Source organism: Psychrobacter sp. AOP30-A2-5, from assembly GCF_052378115.1.
Classification (GTDB): domain Bacteria; phylum Pseudomonadota; class Gammaproteobacteria; order Pseudomonadales; family Moraxellaceae; genus Psychrobacter.
Window position 1 is genome coordinate 36,994 of sequence record NZ_JBQSXK010000001.1, and the last position, 21,760, is coordinate 58,753.

The window sequence follows — 21,760 nt, forward strand, 5'->3', positions numbered from 1 at the left end:
ATATAATAAGTTAAGAGGCAGCTAATGACTAACGAAGTATGGTGGCGGCTTGGGTTCTTTTTAAGCATTTTAGTGATTATGATGCTGATAGAATGGCGCATGCCTGCACGTCAAGCACCGATCAAAAGCAGCAAACGCTGGTTCGCTAACTTTGGCTTGGTGTTTGCGTCATCCGTTATTGCTCGTCTAGCGGTGCCTGTCGGTCTAACGGCTGTGGCGCTTTATAATCAGCAGCATGGGATTGGTCTATTTAATATCATCAATTTGCCAAGCATTGTCGTCATCATACTAAGCTTAATATTGCTCGACATCATCATTTACTGGCAGCATCGATTATTTCACCGCGTGCCTATGCTATGGCGTCTGCATAAAGTCCATCACGCTGATGCACATGTCGATGCCAGTACAGGGCTTAGATTTCATCCCATTGAAATCGTTTTAAGCATTCTAGTGAAGCTCGTTGCCGTCAGCTTGTTGGGCGTTCCTGCCATCGCCGTATTGATATTTGAGATTGCGTTAAATGGCTTAGCGATATTTAACCATGCCAATATTCGCCTGCCACCTTCGCTTGAAAAACCGCTGCGATTAATATTAATGACCCAGATTTTGCACCGTATTCACCATAGCCAACGCGTCAGTGAAACCAACTCAAATTATGGCTTTAGTGTCATTTGGTGGGATTGGATTTTTGGTAGTTATAAGGGTGAAGCAAAGCAGTCTGATAATGAGCTAGATATTGGGCTAAAAGAATACCCAGAAGCCAAACAAAATGCCTCGCTATGGGGATTGTTGACAATGCCATTTAGCAATGACTTGGTTAAGAAAAACAAATAACTGTCGTGATGCCGCCTAGCTTTGAATGTAAGTCAAAGTTACAAACAACTTGAGCATTCACTCAAATATTATTTGAACGATTGCTCAAAATGAATTATAGTGGCTGCAGTTGTTGAGCGACTCACGAAAATCTCACTTATTAAATTGAGCAATCACTCAACTATATAATAGGTTCTCAAGTCGTTTCTACACACTTACTTTTACAACAATTCACTAATAATTATCCGAAGGACTTTCACATGACTGAATTTACTCTACACGACAAAGACACAGCCCCAGCAGCAAGCAAAGACTTGCTTGATGTTTCTATCAAAGCGTTTGGCATGGTACCTAACCTACATGCAGTCATGGCTGAAGCACCTGGTCTATTAGAAGGTTATCAACGTCTGCATCAGTTGTTTTTAGACAGCAGTTTTGATGACGAAGAAACCACTGTTGTATGGCAAACCATCAACGTCGAACACGAGTGCCATTACTGTGTACCCGCTCATACTGGCATCGCAAAAAGCATGAAAGTGGATGACGCAATCACTGATGCATTACGTAATGAGACACCACTACCAACTGAAAAACTAGAAGCATTACGCGACTTTACGCTATCGGTCGTTCGTGATCGTGGTAATGTAAATGATGACGCAGTGCAAGTGTTCTTAGATGCAGGCTTTACTAAACGTCAGATTTTAGAAGTGGTTCTTGCAGCGGCTCAAAAAGTGATGAGCAACTACACCAACCATTTGGCCAACACGCCAATCGACAAGCCTTTCCAAAAGTTTGAATGGCATAAAGCTGTCTAATTATATAAGAACCACATAAGGAGCCACTATGAGTAATTTAAAAAAGCCATTACGAATAGATATCGTGTCAGACGTGGTCTGCCCTTGGTGCGCTATCGGCTATAGTCAACTAGCCGAGGCATTAAAACAAACCAACACTCCGCACGAGATTCACTGGCATCCATTTGAGTTAAATCCTAATACGCCGCACGAAGGACGAAACTATCTTGAGCATATCATGGAGAAGTACGGTACGACTGCTGAAGACATTCAAGAGAACCGAGCTAGAATGACAGAAGTAGGTGCTGAAGCTGGATTTGATTTTCAGTTTACCGATGACTTTCGTACTTACAATACTTTTAATGCGCATCAGTTGCTGCATTGGGCCGATCAACAAGGGCGTATGCACGAGCTAAAGCAAGCATTGTTCGTCGCACACTTCGTCGATAATCAAAATATATCAGATTATAGTGTGCTTGCAGATGTGGCAGCAGAAATCGGACTGGATCGTAGCGAAGCACTGGCGGTCTTAAAAGATCAGCGATTTGCTGCAGCGGTAGAAAAAGAAAAGCAGCATTGGCAGCAACAAGGCCTTCAAAGTGTGCCATCTATGGTTTTCAATGAGCGTCATTTAATTAGCGGTGCTCAAGGTGTTGAGAATTATAAAAGCATATTGCAGCAGTTGGCTGATATGCCAGACTAAATCATCTGATTGATGGTTGAGTTTTCAAGACTAAGAGTTTTAGAAAAGCTAAGGGTTTTAGCGTTACTGTATAGCCCGAGACTATACAGTAACGCTAAAACCCTTTTTTTCATACCAAAAACATCTTAGCAATCAGCCTTACTTAATCGGCAATAACCCTTTAGCAGTGCTTATTTGCAAATAGTCAACATGCACTACACGACAACAGGCTTATCAATACGCAGCGCTTCTATAGAGAGCGCCATATCTTCAGCCAACGCTTGCACCGCTGCACTCTCGACATCACGCTGCGCAAAAGCACGCAGCCCCATGATTTCCGCCTGTAGTCGTCGTCCAAGCCTAGTTGCGTCGAGCTCAGTATCAAGCTCACCCAGCCGCTGTGCTTCGGTAAAGTAATTTATAAAACGCAGCTCCATACCTGCCAGCAGCATTTCAACTTTTTGTAGCGCTGTCTGCTCACGAGCACCAAGCTCCAGCAAGCTTTTGACCAGCATGCAAGCCTGACTCGGCAGCCCTTTATCACGAATACCGCCCAGCTGACGCACGAAAGCGGCTAACCCCAACAGCGGTGATTGATAAGCGCCCATTACCCGCTCAAGCTCACTCAAACCTAGACGAGCATAGTAGTCTAACGCTTCTTGAAATAATCCATCTTTACTGCCAAACGCAGCGTAAATGCTTCCTGGACGCATATCGAGCGCCTCTTCTATGTCTTTTAACGAAGTAGCATGAAAGCCTTTTTGCCAAAAAAGCTGTAACGCGCGTTCTAAGGCATCCTGACGGTTATAAAGTGCGGTACGTGACATAGTTTTTCCATCTCAAAAGCTGTAATCTCATATAAAAACAAGCACAGCGATAAAATTTGAATGATTGCTCAATTTTATATCGAATGGCATTCTTAGTCCAGTAAAGTTAATTTACAAAGCAAATATCTTATTTAGCCATTGGTAGCAATTTCAATGGCTAAATAAAATATGAAAGCGCCCAACGTTTAATGACTCAATAGTACATGCTTGCTTTTTTGATACGCAGACAAGCCATCTACACCCAGCTCACGACCGATACCGCTTTGCTTAAAGCCGCCCCACCCTGAATCTGGCAGTACAATTTGCTGTTCATTGATCCAGATATGACCCGCTTGAATCTGTAGCGCCATCTCTACGGCCGCCTTTTCATCAGCGCTGACAATGCTCGCGGCCAAAGCAAACTGGCTATCATTGGCCAAAGCAATCGCCTCTGCATGGTCGGTAAACGTTTGACTCACTAAGACCGGCCCAAAAACCTCTTCTGTCCATAACTGACTGGTCACTGGAACATTGGTATAAATCGTCGGCATCGCAAAATACCCTTGTCGATTTAAGACCTCACCACCTGTGAGACAAATCAGGTTTTCGGCAGTAGCAATGTCGAAATATTTTTTTACTTGATTGAGTTGCTGCTCACTAACCAGTGGACCCATTTGCGTGTCAGTGTCAAAGCCATCACCAATTTGCAAACTTTCTGCCTTAACTTTTAATGTGTCGAACAACGACTGAGCAATGCTTTCATGAACGAGCAGTCTTGAGGTGGCTGAACAGATCTGACCAGCATTGGTAAATATACCACCGATGATTAAATCACAAGCGTGGTCGATATCAGCATCTGCACATACGACGATGGCTGACTTACCGCCCAGCTCTAAACTAATATCCTTGATACCTTTTGCCGCTTGGCTCATTACCTTTTCACCAACGGCGTTGCTACCAGTAAAAGAAATTTTGTCGATTAATGGATGGCAGGTCATGGCAGCGCCCACTTCAGCTGCACCCGGTAAAATATTAACGACTCCTTTCGGTAGTTTGATAGCAGACAATATATTGCCCAGCATCAACTCTGGCAATAATGTCACCTCGGAGGGCTTTAATAGCACCGTACAGCCTGCAGCCAATGCAGGGGCTAACTTCCAAGCAGTAGTGACCATTGGAAAATTCCACGGGACAATAAGGGCGCAAATACCAACAGGCGCATACGTTTTTAGCAAGCGTATGCCTGACTCGCTGGTGGGTACCTCCAACCAAGTCGCTTGTTCTGTGATGATATTGGCATAATAGCGATAACAAGCAATGGCATCGCTCACGTCTATTTTTGCCTCTTCAATGGGCTTACCATTATTTAACACAGACAATCCAACCAATTTGTCAAACTGCTGCTCCATCGTCTCGGCAATGGCATTGAGATACGATGCACGCACGCTTACGTCGGTTTGCGACCAAGATGGATACGCCATAGAAGCCGCATTAACTGCCATTTCTACCTGTGCCTTGGTACACAATCGAGTGGTAGCGATGATTGTTCCCGAATTTGAATCATATAAATCATAACTTGAATCATGATTCGAATCATAGCTATCAGCATCAGCAGTATCGGTAGCAGGTGCTTCAATAGTCATCCATTTGCCATCTATATAGGCTGCATTTAACATCACTTCATCTTGAACCGTTTGGATGGCGCTTTCTCTCGTTAAACTGTTAGCATTCGTCATTTCCATGATGGTCAATCACCTTATATGGTTTGATATAATTGTTTTTATGCCTATTGTATTTATAAGTGTCTCTGTCAATCATTGGCTAAGTAATCGGTTTATCTAACTAAAGAATAAACCGGTTATTTGGCACATTATCGTTATGCTAGAGGATGGGTTGATATTGGCTACATAGCTAATAAAGTAAATGCGCCACTGACGTAATCACAACCAAACTGATCAGCGTACGAAGAATAAAAATCATGAACAGCTCTAACACATTAAGCTTGATGTTTGATTTCAAAATCAGCGCGCCCACTTCAGACATATAAATAATCTGAGTAATAGAACATGCACCAACGATAAATCTTGTCATCTCACTCTCAATACTTTTACCGACCAAGGCTGGCAAATACATATCCGCAAAGCCCATAATCATCGCTGGAGCCGCCTCTGCTGCCTCTGGAATTTGTAACAAATCAAGCAGCGGTACCAACGGTGTAGACAACCATTTAAACACAGGCGTATATTCGGCTAAGCCCAGACCAATCGTACCAATTGCGAAAATCACGGGGATTAGCCCAAAATAGATATCGAATAGATTCTTTACACTACGTTTGAACACTTGACCCAGACTTGGCATTGAGTGCGCGCGCGTCACAGCACGATTGACCGCCCATTGGTAGGTCGTGTACTGAGCAGGAATCCCTTCATCGAGCATACTTTTGCCAGAATGATAGGTGTCAGGCTTTAAGGAAAGTGGCGGTATACGCGGCATAATAATCGCAGCGATAAAGCCTGTTAAAGCAATGGTCAGATAAAAATAAACGAAGTTATCGTCCACGCCGATGGTTTTGGCGACGACATAAGTAAAAGCGATCGAAGTCACCGAAAAAGTCGTCGCGATAATCGCCGCTTCACGCTGGCTATAGTAGCTTTTATCATACTCCTGCATGGTGACTAGCAAGCCGATAGAAGCCGCGCCAAACCAAGAGGACATCGCATCTACCGCTGAGCGTCCTGGCAACTTAAACAGTTTGACAAATATTTTGCTCGCCAGTGTGCCCAAAAACTCCATCAAACCAAAATCCGTCAAAAACGGTAACGATAAAATGGCGAAGAAAAATAAAGGAATCAAAATTGGAATCAAATCTTCGAAAATGACGCCGCCGGTATTACGATTAATAATAAACTCAGGGCCGACTTGCAGATAAATCATCCAGACAAACACCATCCCTAGCAATCGGGCGGTGAGCCAAAACCAATCAACATCGAAGAGTTTTTTGACCATAGAGTCTTCATGCAGGTTGGGTTTTAACACCTTCACAGCCAACGCCCCAAGAAAGGAAGTCGTCACGATTGCCATTGCCACATAAACGACAGAACCGCCCAGCAAAGCTTGCAAAGCGTCCGTTAACACACCCAATAAAATCGTAACCTTTCCGTCCCATTGAAACGGAATAATAAATAGTGCAATGCCCAGTGCTGAAAACAATAAAAACTTCCACATTGACGCACGCCACTGCTCTCCTTGCGGCGTTTCTGAATCGACAACATCGTTTCCTAATATCGGTTGCTGCGACTTATCGAGATAATTCGTCATTTAATTCCTCCTTGATGGGCGACGATCGCCAATTTTTCCATTTTGCTGTCTGACCAATGCCTGGATTTAGCGAATTGGTCGGATCTAGTTTTTTATAAAAAGTATGTAGTGCAGGTTTTGCGGTATAGACATGACCCACGTTGTGTTCAGCAGGGTACTCTATACGACGTCGATCATAAAACGCCAACAGCTCATCCTTGAATTTTTTTGCATCTACCTCAGGGTGTAGCAGATAGTCTTGGTGCATGACATGACAGAAAAAATGCCCCAAATAAAAGGTTTTACTGACCTGCTTTTGTAAGTCAATAGGTAGCACTTCATCCCAATCTACGGCATTCCTTGGTAAGGCAATATCGGTAGACAACAGCTCTCCAAACTTTGTGTGGTTAAGGTTGTGATAACGAAACATGGCAGCGGTTGCCGCACTACGAAACACCAATAATGCTTGGGATTCTGCTGCTGTACAAAGATGTACGACGCCTTGATGCTGCTGCATATGGGACTGTAAAAATGCTTGGGCAGCGACAATATGACCATGACTGCGGTTATCATTGCTATTATCATCGTCCGTATTATTGCCATCCGCGACTTTAATGATTAAATGATAACGATAGGAGCTCGCCTGCTCTGCCAAAGAATTGGGTAATGACGGCGGCATGAAAACACCAGTCATTTGTAGCATCCGATCTGGTAAAGTCTGAGGCAGTCGCCATTTATCCAAATAGTAGCCAATCTTGGTTTGTAACCGATACAACGCTCCTATTTTACTGGCTGGTAGTTTTCGCATACTCAAACAAGTATCGCGACCATAGCGCATGGTAATATCGTTGTAATTTTTGTGCATATATTCTGCCAAAATAGGCAGGTTTAGCTCGCTTTTTAACCACTGTTGCCTGAGTGTGGTCAAAGTATCGGCGTCATTGGTCGAGATATAAAACGTTTGTTCTTGCGTCGGTTTGGCAAATGTCGCGACTCGAACCGCAAAGACGATGACTTTGCCTGCTGAACCAGAGGCTTCATATAATCCGTTAGGGTCATTATTAAATCTGGCAGGTGTGTCTGCCTCGCAATCACGCACCTTGTGTTGATAATGGTGGTTTGTACAGGACTTACTGTTGGCACTCTCTGGGTTTTTATTGAACGTGCCAGTTTGTAAGTTTCTAAGCATCTCTTCTGGACCTGCACCTAAATCAATGCCTAAGTGATTGATTAATTCAAACTCACCCATGGCATTACGTTTGGCAAATAGCGACATCTCGGTATACGCCGGACCACGCTGCACCAACATACCGCCAGAGCTGTTGCAAATACCGCCAATCACCGAAGCACCAACACAACTTGAGCCCAGTACTGAATGCGGCTCACGCCCTAACGGCGCAAGCTCAGACTCCAACTGCTGGAGGCTAGCCGCTGGCAAGGCAACCAGCTCTGCTGCATCATTGAGCAGATGAACACCGCCCAATCGTTGCATAGAAATCACGACGACTGCTCGATCGTACTCTCCGTACGGTGTCGAGCCTCCGGTCAACCCTGTGTTAGCAGCCTGAGCAATAATAATCACATCAGCCGCTGCACAGAGATTAATGACGCGCCATAGTGCCACAAGAGAGTCTGGTATCACAACTGCCACGACAGCATTCGTGATAGCCGCAATCGCCCCTTGTGTATACGACTGCTGCTGGCTGGGTTTGGTCAATACATTGGTCGCGCCAACAATCGCGGATAAATCCGTTAATAAGCTTGCCAGCGAGGTGCTCAAGCGACCAGACGAGCGGTTAGCATGTGGCATCATAGACGTTCTTCCTTGAGCGACCAGCCTTTATTATATTTGACGTATTAACATTAGCTAAAGCAGGTGAATGTTTTACCCATTTCAATCAAAAATTCATCGGCTTCATCAACTTCATAGATGATGGGTTGCTTGCCCTTGATATCTTCTTTTAAAGCATCGAGCAATTGCTGTTTGGCTGTGATTCTGCGATAACCTGCGCCAAATCCTGCGGCTAATGGCTCAAAGTTCGGCGTCTTAATATTAACCCCGATTAGTGGCAATCCACCCTCTTCCATATAACGACGAATCTCGCCATAGCCTTGGTTGTTCCACAGCAGCACAATCAATGGCAGCTCAAGCTCGGCGGCACAGATGAGTTCTGCAATCGTAAACTGAATACCGCCGTCGCCAATCAAGCTGACCACTGGACTGTTTGAGCCAATCATGGCACCAATGGCAGCAGGCAAACCATAACCTAACGTGCCAAATCCAGTCGATGAGTTAAACCATCGACGCGTGGCTAACGCCTCAAAACCAAGATTGCCGCTATAGACAGGCTGCGTTGAATCACCAACGAAGATGACGTCTTTCACTTCATCTCGAATCAATTGAAGTAGCGCATTTTGACCAGCAAAGTCTGGTGTCATGTCTTCTATAAGTAACTGTTTTGCCTCGTTTACTCGTACCGCCGCTTGATGATTTAACGCGTGGTTTTCTAAACGGCTACACAGCCCACTTATAGCCATTTGCGCATCGGACAATACCGCGATATCGGCTCTAAAAGGACGCTGTAATTGCTGGGCATCGCAGTCGATACGAATCAGCGTGCCATTGATTTTGAATTCACCATTAAAGAACACATCATAATCAGTCTCACCCAGCTCAGTACCAATCGCCAATACCCAATCAGCCTCAGCAATAACGGCGCGACCTGCCTCTAATGACTGATTGCTACCCAAACTTAATGGGTGGCTAGGTGGCAGCAAACCTTTGGCATTGATGGTTAAAAACGTCGGTGCATCGATAAGCTCTGCTAGGGTTTGCGCGTCATGATCGACATCGACGCAGCCACCACCATAAAGTATCACTGGATTTTTTGCCGCTTTTAGAGATTCAACGATCAAATCTAATTGCGCAAGATTGGGCAGCGGTCTCATTACTTGAGGTAACGTTAAACCATGTGCATCAGTCGATTTTTTTACAAAGTTATTTAAATAATCAGAGGGCTTAGCAACATGACTGGCATCGGCGGTAATCACATCAATGGGCAACTGGATATGCACTGGCCCCGGACGTGCGCCATTAAATAATGCAAACGCTTCAGCGATGACCTTGGGTAACGATTCAGGCTGCCAAATAGTTTTGCTCATGAGTGTAACCTTACTGACCATGCCTTGCTGATCGTGCAATTCATGCAAGTGCCCTTCACCGCTGCCCGTATCTGCCACTTTATTAACACTAGAAATCACTAGCATCGGTATAGAGTCTGCCAACGCCTGCGCCATGGCTGTCATGATATTGGTCATACCGGGGCCTGTGATAATAAAGCATACCCCGACTTTGCCAGACGCTCGGTAATAGCCATCAGCCATAAACCCCGCGCCTTGTTCATGACGCGGCGTCACGTGGCGGATGTTGGTGTTTGGTAGACCACGATATAGCTCGACCGTATGCACACCCGGAATACCAAATACGGTCTCTACCCCATAATACTCTAGCCACTGTACGAGCAGCTCACCACATGTCAGAGACGGCTTGGCGGGCGCTGAAGAAGATGTTTGAAGCGTTTGCGTCATGAGTTAATCATCCTAAAAAGTTCAATCGCGTTTAAATAAGTTGTTCAGTGTTAAACCCAAGCTGCCCTTTAATCCCTTATAAAAAGCAGCTTGATAAAAAGCAGTTTGCGATTATAAATTATTCTTAATACACCGCCTTTACCTTATCGTCATAGCGCACACCCGGTAAGATACATAGCATCTCAAACAGCAAGTTTGCCGCCAATACTGAGGTGTTACCAAATGGATCATACGGCGGTGACACTTCTACTAAATCGCCACCCACCACATCAAGTCCGCGCATACCGCGAATGATTTCTATCGCTTGCGTTGAGGTCAAGCCACCGATTTCAGCAGTGCCCGTACCCGGTGCAAACGCAGGATCAATACCATCGATATCGAAACTTAAATAGACGGGGCCATCACCGAGCTTTTCGCGTACTTCTGCCATCAATGGCGTCAGCGACTTGTACCAGCATTCCTCGGCAGGCACCACACGAAAGCCTTGCTGGGTTGACCAATCAAACTCTTCGGCGCTATAGCCTGTACCACGTAAGCCAATCTGTACCACGCGGTTACCATCGATTAAGTTCTCTTCGACAGCACGGCGGAACGGTGTACCATGAGCGATTTTTTCGCCAAACATCTCATCGTTGATATCTGCATGCGCATCGATATGCACCATGCCGACAGGGCCGTGTTTTTTGGCAAGCGCACGTAAGATAGGCAAGGCAATGGTATGATCGCCGCCCAACGTCAATGGAATAGCACCATGATTCACGATTTTATCAGTATAGAATTTTTCGATGATATCAATGCTTTTTAGCAAGTTGAAAGTATTGATAGGCACGTCGCCGATATCAGCAACTTGTAAAGACTCAAAAGGCGCTGCACGAGTGGCGACATTATAGGGACGAATCATGCGTGATTCATCACGAATTTGTCGTGGACCCAATCGCGCACCGCTACGGTTTGACGCACCAATATCTAAAGGCACACCCACAAACGCCACATCTAACCCTTCTGCATCAGCTTGAGTCGGCAAGCGCATCATAGAAGCAAAGCCGCCAAATCTTGGCATATCGTTGCCGCTTAATGGTTGATTGAATTTCATAAATCACATCCTTGTTTCAGTTTGTTTAAAATAGGCAATTTTTTATATGCTTTGACAATACCTAAATATTTAAAGTCAGACCATGGTAAAATTTAGAAGTAAACTTCTTATTTTTCGTAGTAATTTAGATTTAACCGTTATTATCAGAAGTTTGATATAAATTTGATGTTAGAGAAGTGATAAATAGAAGATTCATTTTGATAGACATCATAGGTACTGAGGAATAATGACCGATGCTAGATGAATTGATAAAAATAGACATCAAAACCTTGCGTAGCTTTATAGCGATTGTAGAGTGTCAGGGCGTGACAGCCGCACAGTCTCGCTTAAATGTGACGACCTCTGTCATTAGTGGTCATTTGACCCATTTAGAAGATCGCTTAGGCATGACGCTTTGTCATCGCGGACGCGCGGGTTTTAAGCTGACAGAAGATGGCGCAGCGGTTTATGAAGCCTGTTTGAGCTTTACTGAAGCGGTTGCCAGTTTTCAGCATCAACTACACTATATTCGCCAATTGGATTCGGTGCGTGGCGGTCATATCCGACTGTGTCTCATTGACCAGATGCCGACGTTTTTTTATGATGCTTTGCGCCAATGCTTGGCTGCTAGCTATCTTGACAATCCCCTTATCCACTTTTCTATCGATGTGCAAAGCCCTGAAAGCATGCTAAAGAAGCTGCTAAGCAACGAGAGTGATATTGGTGTGGGATATTTTGGCAGTTTTCCGCCACTACTCACTTTTCAGCCAGCCTTTATTGAGAAGCAGGTGGTCTGCTGTGGACGCGAGCATCGATTGTTTTATGAATCAGAAGGATTAACTTTTGAGGATTTGGAACAAAACTATCCATGGATAAAACGAGGCTATATTACCGATTTGAGTATCAATCATGTCCGCCCAAAAACCTTGAGTGCCACCACTTATCATATGGAGGCAACTGCGCAGCTCATTCTGGCGGGTCATCATGTTGGTTACTTGCCTAATGATTTAGCCAAGCGTTATGAAGAAATGGGACTGATGAAAATACTACTGCCCAATGAGGCCAGTTACGAGGTCAAGCATCATTGGGCTTATCGAGAAAACTTACACAAACAAGTCGCCGATTTCTTAAGTCAAATGACACGTCTTTTGTGAATAATGACGGCAAATAGCTACATAGCTACCCTGCTGTTAATCACTCTAGATGCTTTAAACCAATGGTTCTAAGCTTCCCTTTATCATCCACTTCTTTTATGACCAACGACCATTCGTCATTGATGTCGACCGTATCACCCGATACTGGCTTTATCTCTAAGCTATCATTGATATATTCAGCGACCGTTTGATCCCACATGCTTTTGGCGCTGTCCTCAGATTTGGATTTGAGTTTATCGACAAGCGACTCAGACGCCATAATACCAGTAAAAAACGGCAAATCTCCAAGCTTCACGCTTGGAGATAGCAGCCAATCGCCATAAAAATCATCCATGGCTTTATGGTCAAGGGTCGTATCGTTGAAAATCTTAGCAATTTGGGTGGCGTGGTTTCCTGTCATCGCATACCACACCCTATCACCGCATTTGAGCTTGGTATTTTCATCAACAACGATAATATGCTGCCTGCGTACCAAGGCAAAGACACTGATTTCATCAGGGTTTATGCGCTTAGAGATGGCCATTGGATGACGATCAATCGCAAATGCCCCTGACTTTACTTCAAACTCATATAAAGTAATGCTTGCTTTGTCAGATACCCAAACCTCATGCTCTTCTTCTGGATCTTTATTACTAGGAATACGCACTTTGAATAAATTTGCCATAAAAGGAATGGTCGTGCCTTGTAAAATCAAAGACAAAACCACCACGCCAAAAGCAATATCAAACAACATAAAAGCGCCGTCTATTCCCGCCATCACCGGTAATATGGCAAGCGTAATAGGAACCGCGCCGCGCAGACCTACCCAAGAAATAAAGCCGATTTCTCTGTCTTTAAATTTAAAGGGTTTCACACTGGTATAGACCGCAATAGGGCGAGCAATAAAAATCATAAAAGCTGCAATCGCGACGGAGTAATACCAAACATCAATCACATGCGATGGCGTCACCAATAACCCTAGTACCACAAATAATACCGCTTGTGACAACCACGCAAAGCTATCCATCACCCGCATCACATGCTCAGTTGAGCGCACTTTATGGTTGCCAATTAGCACACCAGTGAGATAAATTGCCAGAAATCCACTGCCGCCAATCAGATTAGTCGCGGCAAAGACTGCCAAGCCAGCAGACATGATCAAAATGGCATACATACCTTCTGCCAAGTGTATTTTTGGTAATAGCCTTGCCAATAAATAACCAAACAGTAAGCCCATGCCCAAACCAAAGCCAAGCTGCTGTAATAACAACCCTAAAAAGCCCAGTATTGTCTGTCCAGCGGGATCAACATTTAAAGCGATTAATCCTGTCACCAGCAAAATAGCCAAAGGATCGTTCGCGCCCGATTCTAGCTCCAATGTAGCCTGTACACGATCGTTAAGTTTGACGCCGCCATTACGCAATAGCGAAAACACCGCTGCTGCATCGGTTGAACCAACAATGGCCGCCATCAACAAACCAAGTCGCCAATCAACATCGAGTAGCCAAGTGACGAATATACCCAGTATCATTACCGTCGCAAGTACGCCCCAAGTGGCTAAGGTAATAGCAGGCTTGAGACCCACTCGAAATGACTTAAAAGATGTGCGTAGCCCACCATCTAACAAGATACAAGCAAGAGCTGCCTGCCCAACGAAATTAGCAAGCCCGTATTGGGCGAACTCGATACCTAAAATACCATCTTCGCCAGCCAACATCCCTACGATCAAAAACAACAGCAATAGCGGAACGCCCAAGCGCGCCGATAACGTACTTGCCATAATACTGGCGAAAATTAACAATGCCCCTACGAGATAGATGATATTTAAGGTATCCATCTTTTTTAAGCCCTATTTTTATAAATTGTAATGAATGGAGTTATCGCGATAATTCTAATTTTAGTTTGCTACAGGTAGCACCATAAAATCGCTCTTAAGAATAACATCTACGACCGAATCTATAAAAATTATCTGTAGAAATATGTACTGAATTTCATATATACCTTTGATATATTGCCCTTTGACAGAGTTTACGTTTTTTTCTAACCACAACTAAGCCTGAATGTACTGCCATGTAAGGACCAAAATCGCTGCGGCTATTGTCCAAGCGACAACGCCGAACAGTAATGCCTTATATAAGCTGACGTAACCGATGCTAAAAAATACCACAAAGGTATAAATAAGATGCGGTATGACACCGAGCATACTAAATATTAATGCGACTTTTAAATCAGCGGGGCTACGCTCAGTACCCACAATAAAGTGACTGATTAACGTAAATGTGGGGAACAGTGGCGCGAGTGCTGCCAAATAAAAAAATCTGGTTCGCGCGAATAATTGAATCGCCAATACCATTAGAGCACCAATAAGCATTTTTAACCAAATCACGACGGGGTCATCTCCTATGGAATGATAAGGGCTGGAAATAGCCCAATCCACCATGATACTAAAGTCTGCAAACCGACATAAGAGCAATAGCTGATTAATTAATCTATATGATAAAAACGTGCAAAAAGCCCCATCTAGCAATGGGGCTATTCATTTTTATGAAGCGAGTTTTCTATTACTCACTCAATCATTTTTTGGCTTCAGTGCGGCACTGATATCGGCGAGTAGTGGCGGGATATCATGCTTATCAGCGATGACCTCCAACATAACCAATTTGTCTTTTACAGCTGCTGCTTGCGTAAGAGCCGCTTTTAACTCGCCTGCTGTTTCTGCTTTTAGCAGCAGACTATTATCATCGGTGGCACCAAAAGCTTTTGGCATCATCTGCCAGTTACACTTAGGAATGTCATTATAGCGCTGGTTTTCACCATGAATCGCCCGCTCCACGGTATAGCCATCATTATTAATCAGTACAATCACTGGATTGATATGCTCTTGAATCATCACCGCGATTTCTTGAATGGTCAATAATGCTGAGCCATCACCAATCAATAAGACACTGCGCTTGTTTGGCGATGCAATAGCCGCACCCAAACTTGCCGGCAACGTATAACCAATCGAGCCCCACATTGGTTGTCCATAACAAGTCACGCCTTCTGGTAAACGCACATCACTGATGCCAAAATACGCCGTTCCCTGTTCTGCAAACACCAAATTATTATGGTCTAGATGATCGGCAATGATATGCCATAGATCATCTTGAAAAATAGCCTCGCTGTCCTTACCCTGCTGCTCATGCGGCTTGACTTCTTTACAGAACGGCTTTGGCACAATATTAATATCTGAGGTCAAGACTTCATGTAGCGTTTTTAGGGCGTCTTTTAGGGCAATGGGCGCAAAGTTTTTGCCAGCAATGCTCGCGCGCTCATAATGCAAATCAACCACTGTACTTTCATCAATATCTTGGCTAAAACCTGCCGTCGTAGTATCGGTATATTGCACACCTATTTTTATTAAGCACTCACAGTTTTCGACTGCATCCTTGACCACGGGACGTGATGCCACGCCAGCATAAGTCCCTGCCCAACGTTCACTATTTTCGTCAAGCAAAGTTTTGCCCCATGATAACGTCGTATAGGGAATATCCGTATCGGCAATCAATGCCTTAAGCTGCGGCTGTAGTCCCAAACGATGCACCATCAAATCTGCCATCAGCGTCGTGGTTTTGTTTGGCAGAAACTCTATGAGCGCTTGTTTAAAATCTGCCAATGCTGCTTGACTGGTGATGTCTTCTTGGCTATCAACAAGCTTTGTAGTCGGTGGATAAATAGGTTGACGAGCAACGTCAGGCGATAGTAACAGATAGCCTGGACGATGTTTTTTAAGAATTAAGCGAATCACACGGTCGATTTCTGAGGCAGCATTTTCAGGGGTAAGCTGCGCTCGTGCTACCGTGACCGGCTCTACCATCTTAATAAAATGATTGAACACGCCGTCACCAAGTGAGTGATGGATGCGGCGCTTTGAATCTTGTAAAGCCGTACTTGGCGCGCCTACGATATGTAGCACTGGTGCATACTCAGCAAAAGAGCCTGCGGTCGCGTTAATCGCTGACAATTCTCCCACCCCAAAGGTCGTCACCATCGCCGCAAAGCCGCGCTCACGTGCATAGCCGTCAGCTGCGTAACCTGCATTTAACTCATTGGTGTTACCCACCCAGCGCAGCTTATCAGAGGCAATAATATTATCTAAAAAAGTTAAGTTGAAATCACCAGGTACGCCAAATATCTCTGACGCGCCTGCTTCTGCGACACGATCAAACAAATAATCAGCGATGGTATATTGTTGACTCATAGTACTTATCCTTAAGTGTTATCTTTATAAATCATGAAAATGATTAATATGGTTAAAGTCATTATAAAACTGTATTCCAGCCTATTTATAGAAAGCAAAGCTTTTGGAATATAGATTACAACAATCTGTTATATCACAGATGAAGGCTAGGATAATATGCCAATTTACTATCTTTTACTTTTTTTCATACTAACTGTTGACACGTTCAAAAAACTGCGTATAATACGCCTTCATCAACTGACGATAGTTAATTGATAATTAGCGGGAATAGCTCAGTGGTAGAGCATAACCTTGCCAAGGTTGGGGTCGAGAGTTCGAATCTCTTTTCCCGCTCCAAATATGGCTTAAAAAAGCACTAAAATTCTCACTCCTTAAATAAGAAGTGGGGATTTTTTTTGTCTAGTTTTCCAGAATTACAGTCATACTTAGGGCGTGTCCTCAATTCAATCGATAGTTATATAAATGGGTTAAAAATGGCTAAATCTTGCCAAACGGCGTCAAATAGCTGACTAATATCTCAATATTATCGCCACTTTTAAAATGCGGACATGCCCTAGTATTCGTAAGTTTATATCACATCTACATAATTAAGAGTAATAAGTGTCCTATTGAAATATATAATGCTAAAATCAACCAGACTAAGGTGCTTGATTTTTTAGGCATGAAAAAGCCAAGACAAGCTTGGCTATTCTCATATATCATAAAGTCACTTGGTTAGCATAAGTTTATCTTGATAATTTTTACTACATAAATTACCGCTCTAACGATCAAACCCAACCCGCTTCCAAAAGCTGCTCAGTATTACTTATTTTGAATTCATGATATAAATTAAAAAATACTGCGGGGTCTTCAATATTATCGAGCAACTCGCGTTTATTGAGCGCCACAAACATCGCCAGTGCATAAGCCGCACAATGGATAGACTTTTTAGGATTAAACTCACGATCCGTAAAGGCTTGATATTGCATAACTTCTTCATGCAAATGCGGGTTTTGCTTTAGGGCATTCACATAGAGCCAATCATAAAATGTGGTCAATGGCTCTACGCTCCACTCCATACCAAAATAATTATAGCCAATCAGTTCACCCGAGGTCATTAAGCGCTCGTCCTTTCTGGCTTGTCTTGGCGGCGCACTTAACAAGTCAGTATAGGGACCACCATCCTCAAAAACCATACTGCTTTGAAAGGCATTTTCGACACTGTACTGCTGCCCATCTTGTTCATTTGTTAGCTTCAAGCTCAATGGACTCAGCGGAAAACTCAATTTATTGCCAGACTTGCTCGATAGCTCAAGGACATGACTAAAGCCATACTTTTTGCGAATGACTTGATGCATATCATTGATGGATTTTTTCTTTTGGCGACTGGCAAACCCCACATGCCGCTCAAACCTAACCATGTCTGTTTTTACCAGATTGTCACTGTTGGTTCTCGGCATAAATACGGGTCTGTGTTCTACAATATCTTGTCTTTGATCCACAGAATTCTGTGTTTGTTGCATAGCAATGTGCCTTATATCAATAGTCTTTTACAACGGCTCTTATAAAAATTGACGTTAAAACGTGTTGTCCTGACATCAATTTTACGGATAGCTACCTACTCAGCAGCATCTAATAACTTGTTAAGCGCCTCTACCATGGCATCATCTATGATACTGTCTTCCACATAGCTTATTACTTCGTCTATGGTTGTCAAATCCATTTCCCGAATACCCAAACTGGCTAGCTGCTCATTGATCGAGTCTAAACTGTCATTATCTTCAGTGTCGTCTAATAGATTTTCTTCAAATCTTCCTCTAACGAACCAGTACATTTTTTCTAGCACGGTTTCTTTTTTGGTCAAAGTAGAATAGCCGTCACCATAAATAAACAAGTTGAAATGATAAGGTATCTCTACCTCATTAATGAAAAAAGTACGCTTACATTCTAGTGTATAGGCTTGAATGTCTTTGTCTTCTGCATCTTTGTCGTTTTTATTGTCTTCATCATATTCAATCGCTTCTTTTACCAACTCCCCTAGAATTTCATAGCGTCCTGTTTTGACCTTATGATTGTAAATGATAGAGGCGTCTGCGATTGCGTCAAAAATAATGGCGCTGACGTCTAACGTATGATTGTCAATATCATAAAAACTCTTTAGCGCGGGTAAAAACTCGGTCAGCTTTTCTTCAGGTACTGGAATAAGAAACTGCTGCTCATATATTTTAATCATGTCTTCAGGCGCATAAGTGTTGGCAGTATCGGTCTCGTTTCTACCAGTCGACTGTAAAGGTAAAAAATTATACGGGTTATAAGGATTAGTATCGGTCATTGGGGACGGCCTTTTTATTTGGGTATGCTGTGTTAAATGTTAATGCTACCAATTGATGAGTGATGTATCACATCCTACTCACACTGCGGCAGATCATACTCGATGCTATCAACCATCTCATGACGCTGTTCAATGATAAGTTGATAACCGTTAATCACACCATTATACGGCAAGTGACCGTTATATTCTGCATAATGCGCAGCCAGACATTGTTGAATCACCAACTCACGTTTTGCCGCATTCATTTTGGCAATATTTTGCGGTAAATACGCAACAGCCTTACTGCTAGCCACGCCGCGCGACATCCAGTTAGCGCCCTCACTCCATGTAAAGTCGATGACCGCTCGCAATTGATATTGCGGTAGCGGATAAGGATAATGCGCCAAGTCATATTGGATTTGCGCAATATCCTCTGCAAAGGTGTCGTATTTTATATCGAGCACGGATAATAGTGCTTTTAAGAATTCATGAGCAGTAAAGTAGCTATCAATATCTGTCGCATTAAGTCCTAGTATGTCGCTAGACAATACATGACGCAGACGATCACAGGCAGATATGATGTGTTTTGGCGGATAACCCATGGCTTGGACAATATCTTGCGAACGTCGTTCACATTTCTCTATTTGGCTAACCGCCTCTTTTGCCAAAGGATGCCGCGGCGTATAACGATGAGTATATTTGGAAGGCGTGAGATTTTGGCTATTGATATGAGACATCGGTGACTCCTGAACTCCGACAATAAGAATAAGCTTATATAGGCTCATCGAATCAGGCATGGGTAACCTTGCCGGAGTACAGGCTCATGCGCTTTACCAGAGTGGTTTTATATCGTGCTGGAAGTTGCAATGTTTGCTAAGTGATTATTGAAGAACTTGGCAAACCGTTAAACCCACGATAGTTTTTAGTTCTTTATAATAGTAATTAATAAGGCCTTACTGCAAGGCTGATGGTATTTAATCTTCACCATGATATGTCGCGTCATCCATCCAGACAATGGGGTCTTCGCACAGATGTACCAAGTGATACCAAATATCTTCGCTACGGGCGATACGGTGATGACCACGTTCAAAATACTCTACTTCCCAGCTCTCAGGCAAGTTCACCAGCGTTCGTCTAGCGATGGCCACATCTAAGCATTCATCATCAACCTCAACCATGACTCTTATCATCTCAGTATTCGAGGTCGGAAATGACAGTTTCATATCAGCCACGTCTGGTATGCGATCGGCTAAAACCTCACTGGGATAAATGCAAGGCGCTATTAATAGCGCACGCAAATTGTATTTGTGGGCGAAATGATTGGCAAACCAGCCACCAAGTGAATGCCCTGCCAAGACGACTCGCGGATACTGCTTCATTTTTTCTAAAATTAACGCCTCATAAATATCGAAAATCTCGTTGAAATTATCTCGATAATTGACGGTTTGGCAGGTTTTGGGCTCACGGCTAATACAAGTATATTTAGTGGTTTCATTGCTTGAATCAAGACCGTGAAAGAATAGTAAAAATGTGTCATTATTTTCAATGGGAAACATCATAGTGCTCTCCTTTTAAGGATTTTTTTATTTATTAGCATTACTTTTATAATTCAACCATAGACCATAAATGCGCTCAGCGACATCCATAGGAATCCTCGTATATCCAGCACCAAATGACACGTCATAGACCGCAATCATCATCGCGAGAACCTCATCTACGCTATCGGCATCACCTTGAATCAGACGATTAGCGATTTGCTCTGCCTCACTGCTGTACTCATCCCAAGTATCATTGTAATAACATCCCACAATACCAAAGTCATAACGATAGATCATATCGGTGATAGACCTCATTAAGCTTGCACTCGCCTTATCATAATGATTGACCCACTCTTGGTATAACTGCTGACGTATGGGCAATACACAAGGCAAAATAGGACGATCTTTGGGATCATTCAGTTTATCGGCACTTACAACGTGTGAGGGTTTCATACCCTCCTCCCAGAGCAATGGGTACGATGACGAAAACATGCCTTTTTCACACACATTCAAACGCCATATTCCCCACATCTCCTTGCTAGCACGACTCATGGTATAGACAATAATCTGATTGAGATAATCACTATCATAGATGATATGTTGACGATCAATTCTCACGCCTTGCTTGGGCAATACATCAGTATAAGTGAGGGATATGTCACGTTCACTTGGTTCGGCAGCAACCACTACCTCAGGATAATCTAAATCTCTCTTCATCAGCTCATAGGGAGCAACAAAGCTCAATGTCTCATCACTATTATTCACAAAGTAGATATCATCTTCATAGTTATTGATAGACTCATTATGCAGATAAAATAACGGTATCTTTGATTTAGTTTGTACCTTATCTTGAATGGATTTAGGCAGTTTTGATCCACTTGACCAATTTAAATTATTGATACGTTTTTGCTCAAAAGTGTTAGTTGTGTTTGTCATAGTACTGTCCTTATTTTTTAATTTATTTTGAATATCAGTAGCTTGTAGTATTTTTAATTTTTTTGATTCTCAGAACAAATTTAAGTCAGCCGAGCTTGTCCGCCGCTTTTAGAGCAACGTTAAAAAGTAAAGTGAATTTGTCAATGATGACTTTAGAAGTTATTTAAACTTATTTTTAACAATATGAAATCTGTGCCATCATTGATATGACAGCTATGATTTATGAGTAGCTTGGGTTTAGTTGATTAGAAAAATAATGATTAATGCCAGCCAGAGTATTGATAGTTAACAGCAATAGCGAAGTTATAGGGTGAAGCGTTGCGCCTCGAGGGTTAACTCTATGTTGCTGTTTTCCTGACTGAATTACGTCCTAACTCAGTAACTATAATATAAAAATTGAGAAAAATAAAGCGTCTAATTAAAGCGGGCGACAACTGCTGTCGCTCAGCTGTATCGCATATTTCAGTTGAAAACATAATTTGGATTGAAGCATAGTATAACTTGACCACTAAAGCGCTTATATTAAAAACCGTCTAAATTTATAACCTACTCAAGCTTATAGGCGAGACTA

At 43.1% G+C, this 21,760-nt stretch carries 18 protein-coding genes and 1 tRNA gene; 5 read left to right on the forward strand and 14 right to left on the reverse strand.

Annotated features, from left to right (window positions below; genetic code table 11):
• Window positions 1–24: 24 nt before the first annotated feature.
• The 3 genes from ACT3S4_RS00145 to ACT3S4_RS00155 all read left to right on the forward strand — a co-directional run bounded on the left by ACT3S4_RS00145 (window position 25) and on the right by ACT3S4_RS00155 (window position 2,310).
• Complete coding sequence (locus tag ACT3S4_RS00145) at window positions 25–834, forward strand: sterol desaturase family protein (RefSeq protein ID WP_087814195.1); 810 nt, start codon at window positions 25–27, stop codon at window positions 832–834.
• 239 nt (window positions 835–1,073) lie between these two features.
• On the forward strand, window positions 1,074–1,628 hold the full coding sequence (locus tag ACT3S4_RS00150) for a carboxymuconolactone decarboxylase family protein (RefSeq protein ID WP_444760150.1): 555 nt from the start codon (window positions 1,074–1,076) through the stop codon (window positions 1,626–1,628).
• Window positions 1,629–1,656: 28 nt separating this feature from the next.
• Window positions 1,657–2,310, forward strand: a complete 654-nt coding sequence (locus ACT3S4_RS00155; protein ID WP_444760151.1) for a DsbA family oxidoreductase — start codon at window positions 1,657–1,659, stop codon at window positions 2,308–2,310.
• A gap of 194 nt (window positions 2,311–2,504) precedes the next feature.
• Here the strand turns inward: ACT3S4_RS00155 and ACT3S4_RS00160 are convergent, their stop codons facing one another.
• From ACT3S4_RS00160 to speB, 6 genes are all read right to left on the reverse strand, one after another.
• Entirely contained in the window at window positions 2,505–3,116 is a 612-nt protein-coding gene (locus tag ACT3S4_RS00160; protein ID WP_087814198.1) for a TetR/AcrR family transcriptional regulator, read from the reverse strand.
• 185 nt (window positions 3,117–3,301) lie between these two features.
• On the reverse strand, window positions 3,302–4,837 hold the full coding sequence (locus ACT3S4_RS00165) for an aldehyde dehydrogenase family protein (RefSeq protein ID WP_227676079.1): 1,536 nt from the start codon (window positions 4,835–4,837) through the stop codon (window positions 3,302–3,304).
• A gap of 169 nt (window positions 4,838–5,006) precedes the next feature.
• On the reverse strand, window positions 5,007–6,413 hold the full coding sequence (locus ACT3S4_RS00170; protein WP_060491314.1) for a YjiH family protein: 1,407 nt from the start codon (window positions 6,411–6,413) through the stop codon (window positions 5,007–5,009).
• Window positions 6,394–8,205: a D-lactate dehydrogenase gene (gene dld, locus ACT3S4_RS00175; protein WP_087814199.1), complete on the reverse strand. Its 1,812-nt coding sequence runs from the start codon at window positions 8,203–8,205 to the stop codon at window positions 6,394–6,396. The genes ACT3S4_RS00170 and dld overlap by 20 nt, the downstream gene beginning before the upstream one ends.
• Before the next feature lie 50 nt (window positions 8,206–8,255).
• Complete coding sequence (locus ACT3S4_RS00180) at window positions 8,256–9,980, reverse strand: 5-guanidino-2-oxopentanoate decarboxylase (RefSeq protein WP_087814200.1); 1,725 nt, start codon at window positions 9,978–9,980, stop codon at window positions 8,256–8,258.
• Window positions 9,981–10,104: 124 nt separating this feature from the next.
• Window positions 10,105–11,073 (reverse strand): agmatinase, encoded by a 969-nt coding sequence (gene speB / locus ACT3S4_RS00185; protein ID WP_055125012.1) that lies wholly within the window; start codon window positions 11,071–11,073, stop codon window positions 10,105–10,107.
• A gap of 233 nt (window positions 11,074–11,306) precedes the next feature.
• On the opposite strand from speB, the gene ACT3S4_RS00190 reads away from it, so the two are divergent.
• Window positions 11,307–12,206: a LysR family transcriptional regulator gene (locus ACT3S4_RS00190; protein WP_087814201.1), complete on the forward strand. Its 900-nt coding sequence runs from the start codon at window positions 11,307–11,309 to the stop codon at window positions 12,204–12,206.
• Between the two features lie 40 nt (window positions 12,207–12,246).
• Here the strand turns inward: ACT3S4_RS00190 and ACT3S4_RS00195 are convergent, their stop codons facing one another.
• The 3 genes from ACT3S4_RS00195 to ACT3S4_RS00205 all read right to left on the reverse strand — a co-directional run bounded on the left by ACT3S4_RS00195 (window position 12,247) and on the right by ACT3S4_RS00205 (window position 16,425).
• The gene (locus tag ACT3S4_RS00195) at window positions 12,247–14,022 is read right to left on the reverse strand and encodes a potassium/proton antiporter (RefSeq protein WP_087814202.1); all 1,776 of its coding nucleotides are present in this window, start codon (window positions 14,020–14,022) and stop codon (window positions 12,247–12,249) included.
• Window positions 14,023–14,235: 213 nt separating this feature from the next.
• Window positions 14,236–14,571 carry a GlpM family protein gene (locus ACT3S4_RS00200; protein WP_227676080.1) on the reverse strand — a complete coding sequence of 112 codons (336 nt, stop codon included), beginning with the start codon at window positions 14,569–14,571 and terminating at the stop codon, window positions 14,236–14,238.
• A 183-nt stretch (window positions 14,572–14,754) separates the two neighbouring features.
• The gene (locus tag ACT3S4_RS00205) at window positions 14,755–16,425 is read right to left on the reverse strand and encodes an alpha-keto acid decarboxylase family protein (protein ID WP_087814204.1); all 1,671 of its coding nucleotides are present in this window, start codon (window positions 16,423–16,425) and stop codon (window positions 14,755–14,757) included.
• A 261-nt stretch (window positions 16,426–16,686) separates the two neighbouring features.
• On the opposite strand from ACT3S4_RS00205, the gene ACT3S4_RS00210 reads away from it, so the two are divergent.
• A tRNA-Gly gene (locus ACT3S4_RS00210) sits at window positions 16,687–16,761 on the forward strand.
• A 431-nt stretch (window positions 16,762–17,192) separates the two neighbouring features.
• Here ACT3S4_RS00210 and ACT3S4_RS00215 read toward each other — a convergent pair.
• The 5 genes from ACT3S4_RS00215 to ACT3S4_RS00235 form a co-directional block, all read right to left on the reverse strand.
• Window positions 17,193–17,927, reverse strand: a complete 735-nt coding sequence (locus tag ACT3S4_RS00215) for a DarT1-associated NADAR antitoxin family protein (protein ID WP_407691873.1) — start codon at window positions 17,925–17,927, stop codon at window positions 17,193–17,195.
• 95 nt (window positions 17,928–18,022) lie between these two features.
• Window positions 18,023–18,736, reverse strand: a complete 714-nt coding sequence (locus ACT3S4_RS00220) for a hypothetical protein (protein ID WP_087816186.1) — start codon at window positions 18,734–18,736, stop codon at window positions 18,023–18,025.
• A gap of 74 nt (window positions 18,737–18,810) precedes the next feature.
• Entirely contained in the window at window positions 18,811–19,452 is a 642-nt protein-coding gene (locus ACT3S4_RS00225) for a hypothetical protein (protein WP_109590773.1), read from the reverse strand.
• Window positions 19,453–19,689: 237 nt separating this feature from the next.
• A complete protein-coding gene (locus ACT3S4_RS00230) occupies window positions 19,690–20,274 on the reverse strand; it encodes an alpha/beta hydrolase (RefSeq protein ID WP_109590775.1) in 585 nt (194 codons plus the stop codon).
• Between the two features lie 24 nt (window positions 20,275–20,298).
• Window positions 20,299–21,189: a hypothetical protein gene (locus ACT3S4_RS00235; protein WP_109590777.1), complete on the reverse strand. Its 891-nt coding sequence runs from the start codon at window positions 21,187–21,189 to the stop codon at window positions 20,299–20,301.
• Between the last annotated feature and the right edge of the window lie 571 nt (window positions 21,190–21,760).

Excerpts from the sequence above, each read along its gene's own strand:
- ACT3S4_RS00235 (WP_109590777.1), bottom strand. The coding sequence starts at position 21,189 with ATGACAAACACAACTAACACTTTTGAGCAAAAACGTATCAATAATTTA.
- ACT3S4_RS00230 (WP_109590775.1), bottom strand. The coding sequence starts at position 20,274 with ATGATGTTTCCCATTGAAAATAATGACACATTTTTACTATTCTTTCAC.
- ACT3S4_RS00170 (WP_060491314.1), bottom strand. The coding sequence starts at position 6,413 with ATGACGAATTATCTCGATAAGTCGCAGCAACCGATATTAGGAAACGAT.
- ACT3S4_RS00165 (WP_227676079.1), bottom strand. The coding sequence starts at position 4,837 with ATGGAAATGACGAATGCTAACAGTTTAACGAGAGAAAGCGCCATCCAA.
- ACT3S4_RS00190 (WP_087814201.1), top strand. The coding sequence starts at position 11,307 with ATGCTAGATGAATTGATAAAAATAGACATCAAAACCTTGCGTAGCTTT.
- dld (WP_087814199.1), bottom strand. The coding sequence starts at position 8,205 with ATGATGCCACATGCTAACCGCTCGTCTGGTCGCTTGAGCACCTCGCTG.
- ACT3S4_RS00195 (WP_087814202.1), bottom strand. The coding sequence starts at position 14,022 with ATGGATACCTTAAATATCATCTATCTCGTAGGGGCATTGTTAATTTTC.
- ACT3S4_RS00150 (WP_444760150.1), top strand. The coding sequence starts at position 1,074 with ATGACTGAATTTACTCTACACGACAAAGACACAGCCCCAGCAGCAAGC.
- ACT3S4_RS00225 (WP_109590773.1), bottom strand. The coding sequence starts at position 19,452 with ATGTCTCATATCAATAGCCAAAATCTCACGCCTTCCAAATATACTCAT.
- ACT3S4_RS00205 (WP_087814204.1), bottom strand. The coding sequence starts at position 16,425 with ATGAGTCAACAATATACCATCGCTGATTATTTGTTTGATCGTGTCGCA.
- ACT3S4_RS00155 (WP_444760151.1), top strand. The coding sequence starts at position 1,657 with ATGAGTAATTTAAAAAAGCCATTACGAATAGATATCGTGTCAGACGTG.
- ACT3S4_RS00145 (WP_087814195.1), top strand. The coding sequence starts at position 25 with ATGACTAACGAAGTATGGTGGCGGCTTGGGTTCTTTTTAAGCATTTTA.
- speB (WP_055125012.1), bottom strand. The coding sequence starts at position 11,073 with ATGAAATTCAATCAACCATTAAGCGGCAACGATATGCCAAGATTTGGC.
- ACT3S4_RS00215 (WP_407691873.1), bottom strand. The coding sequence starts at position 17,927 with ATGCAACAAACACAGAATTCTGTGGATCAAAGACAAGATATTGTAGAA.
- ACT3S4_RS00180 (WP_087814200.1), bottom strand. The coding sequence starts at position 9,980 with ATGACGCAAACGCTTCAAACATCTTCTTCAGCGCCCGCCAAGCCGTCT.
- ACT3S4_RS00220 (WP_087816186.1), bottom strand. The coding sequence starts at position 18,736 with ATGACCGATACTAATCCTTATAACCCGTATAATTTTTTACCTTTACAG.
- ACT3S4_RS00160 (WP_087814198.1), bottom strand. The coding sequence starts at position 3,116 with ATGTCACGTACCGCACTTTATAACCGTCAGGATGCCTTAGAACGCGCG.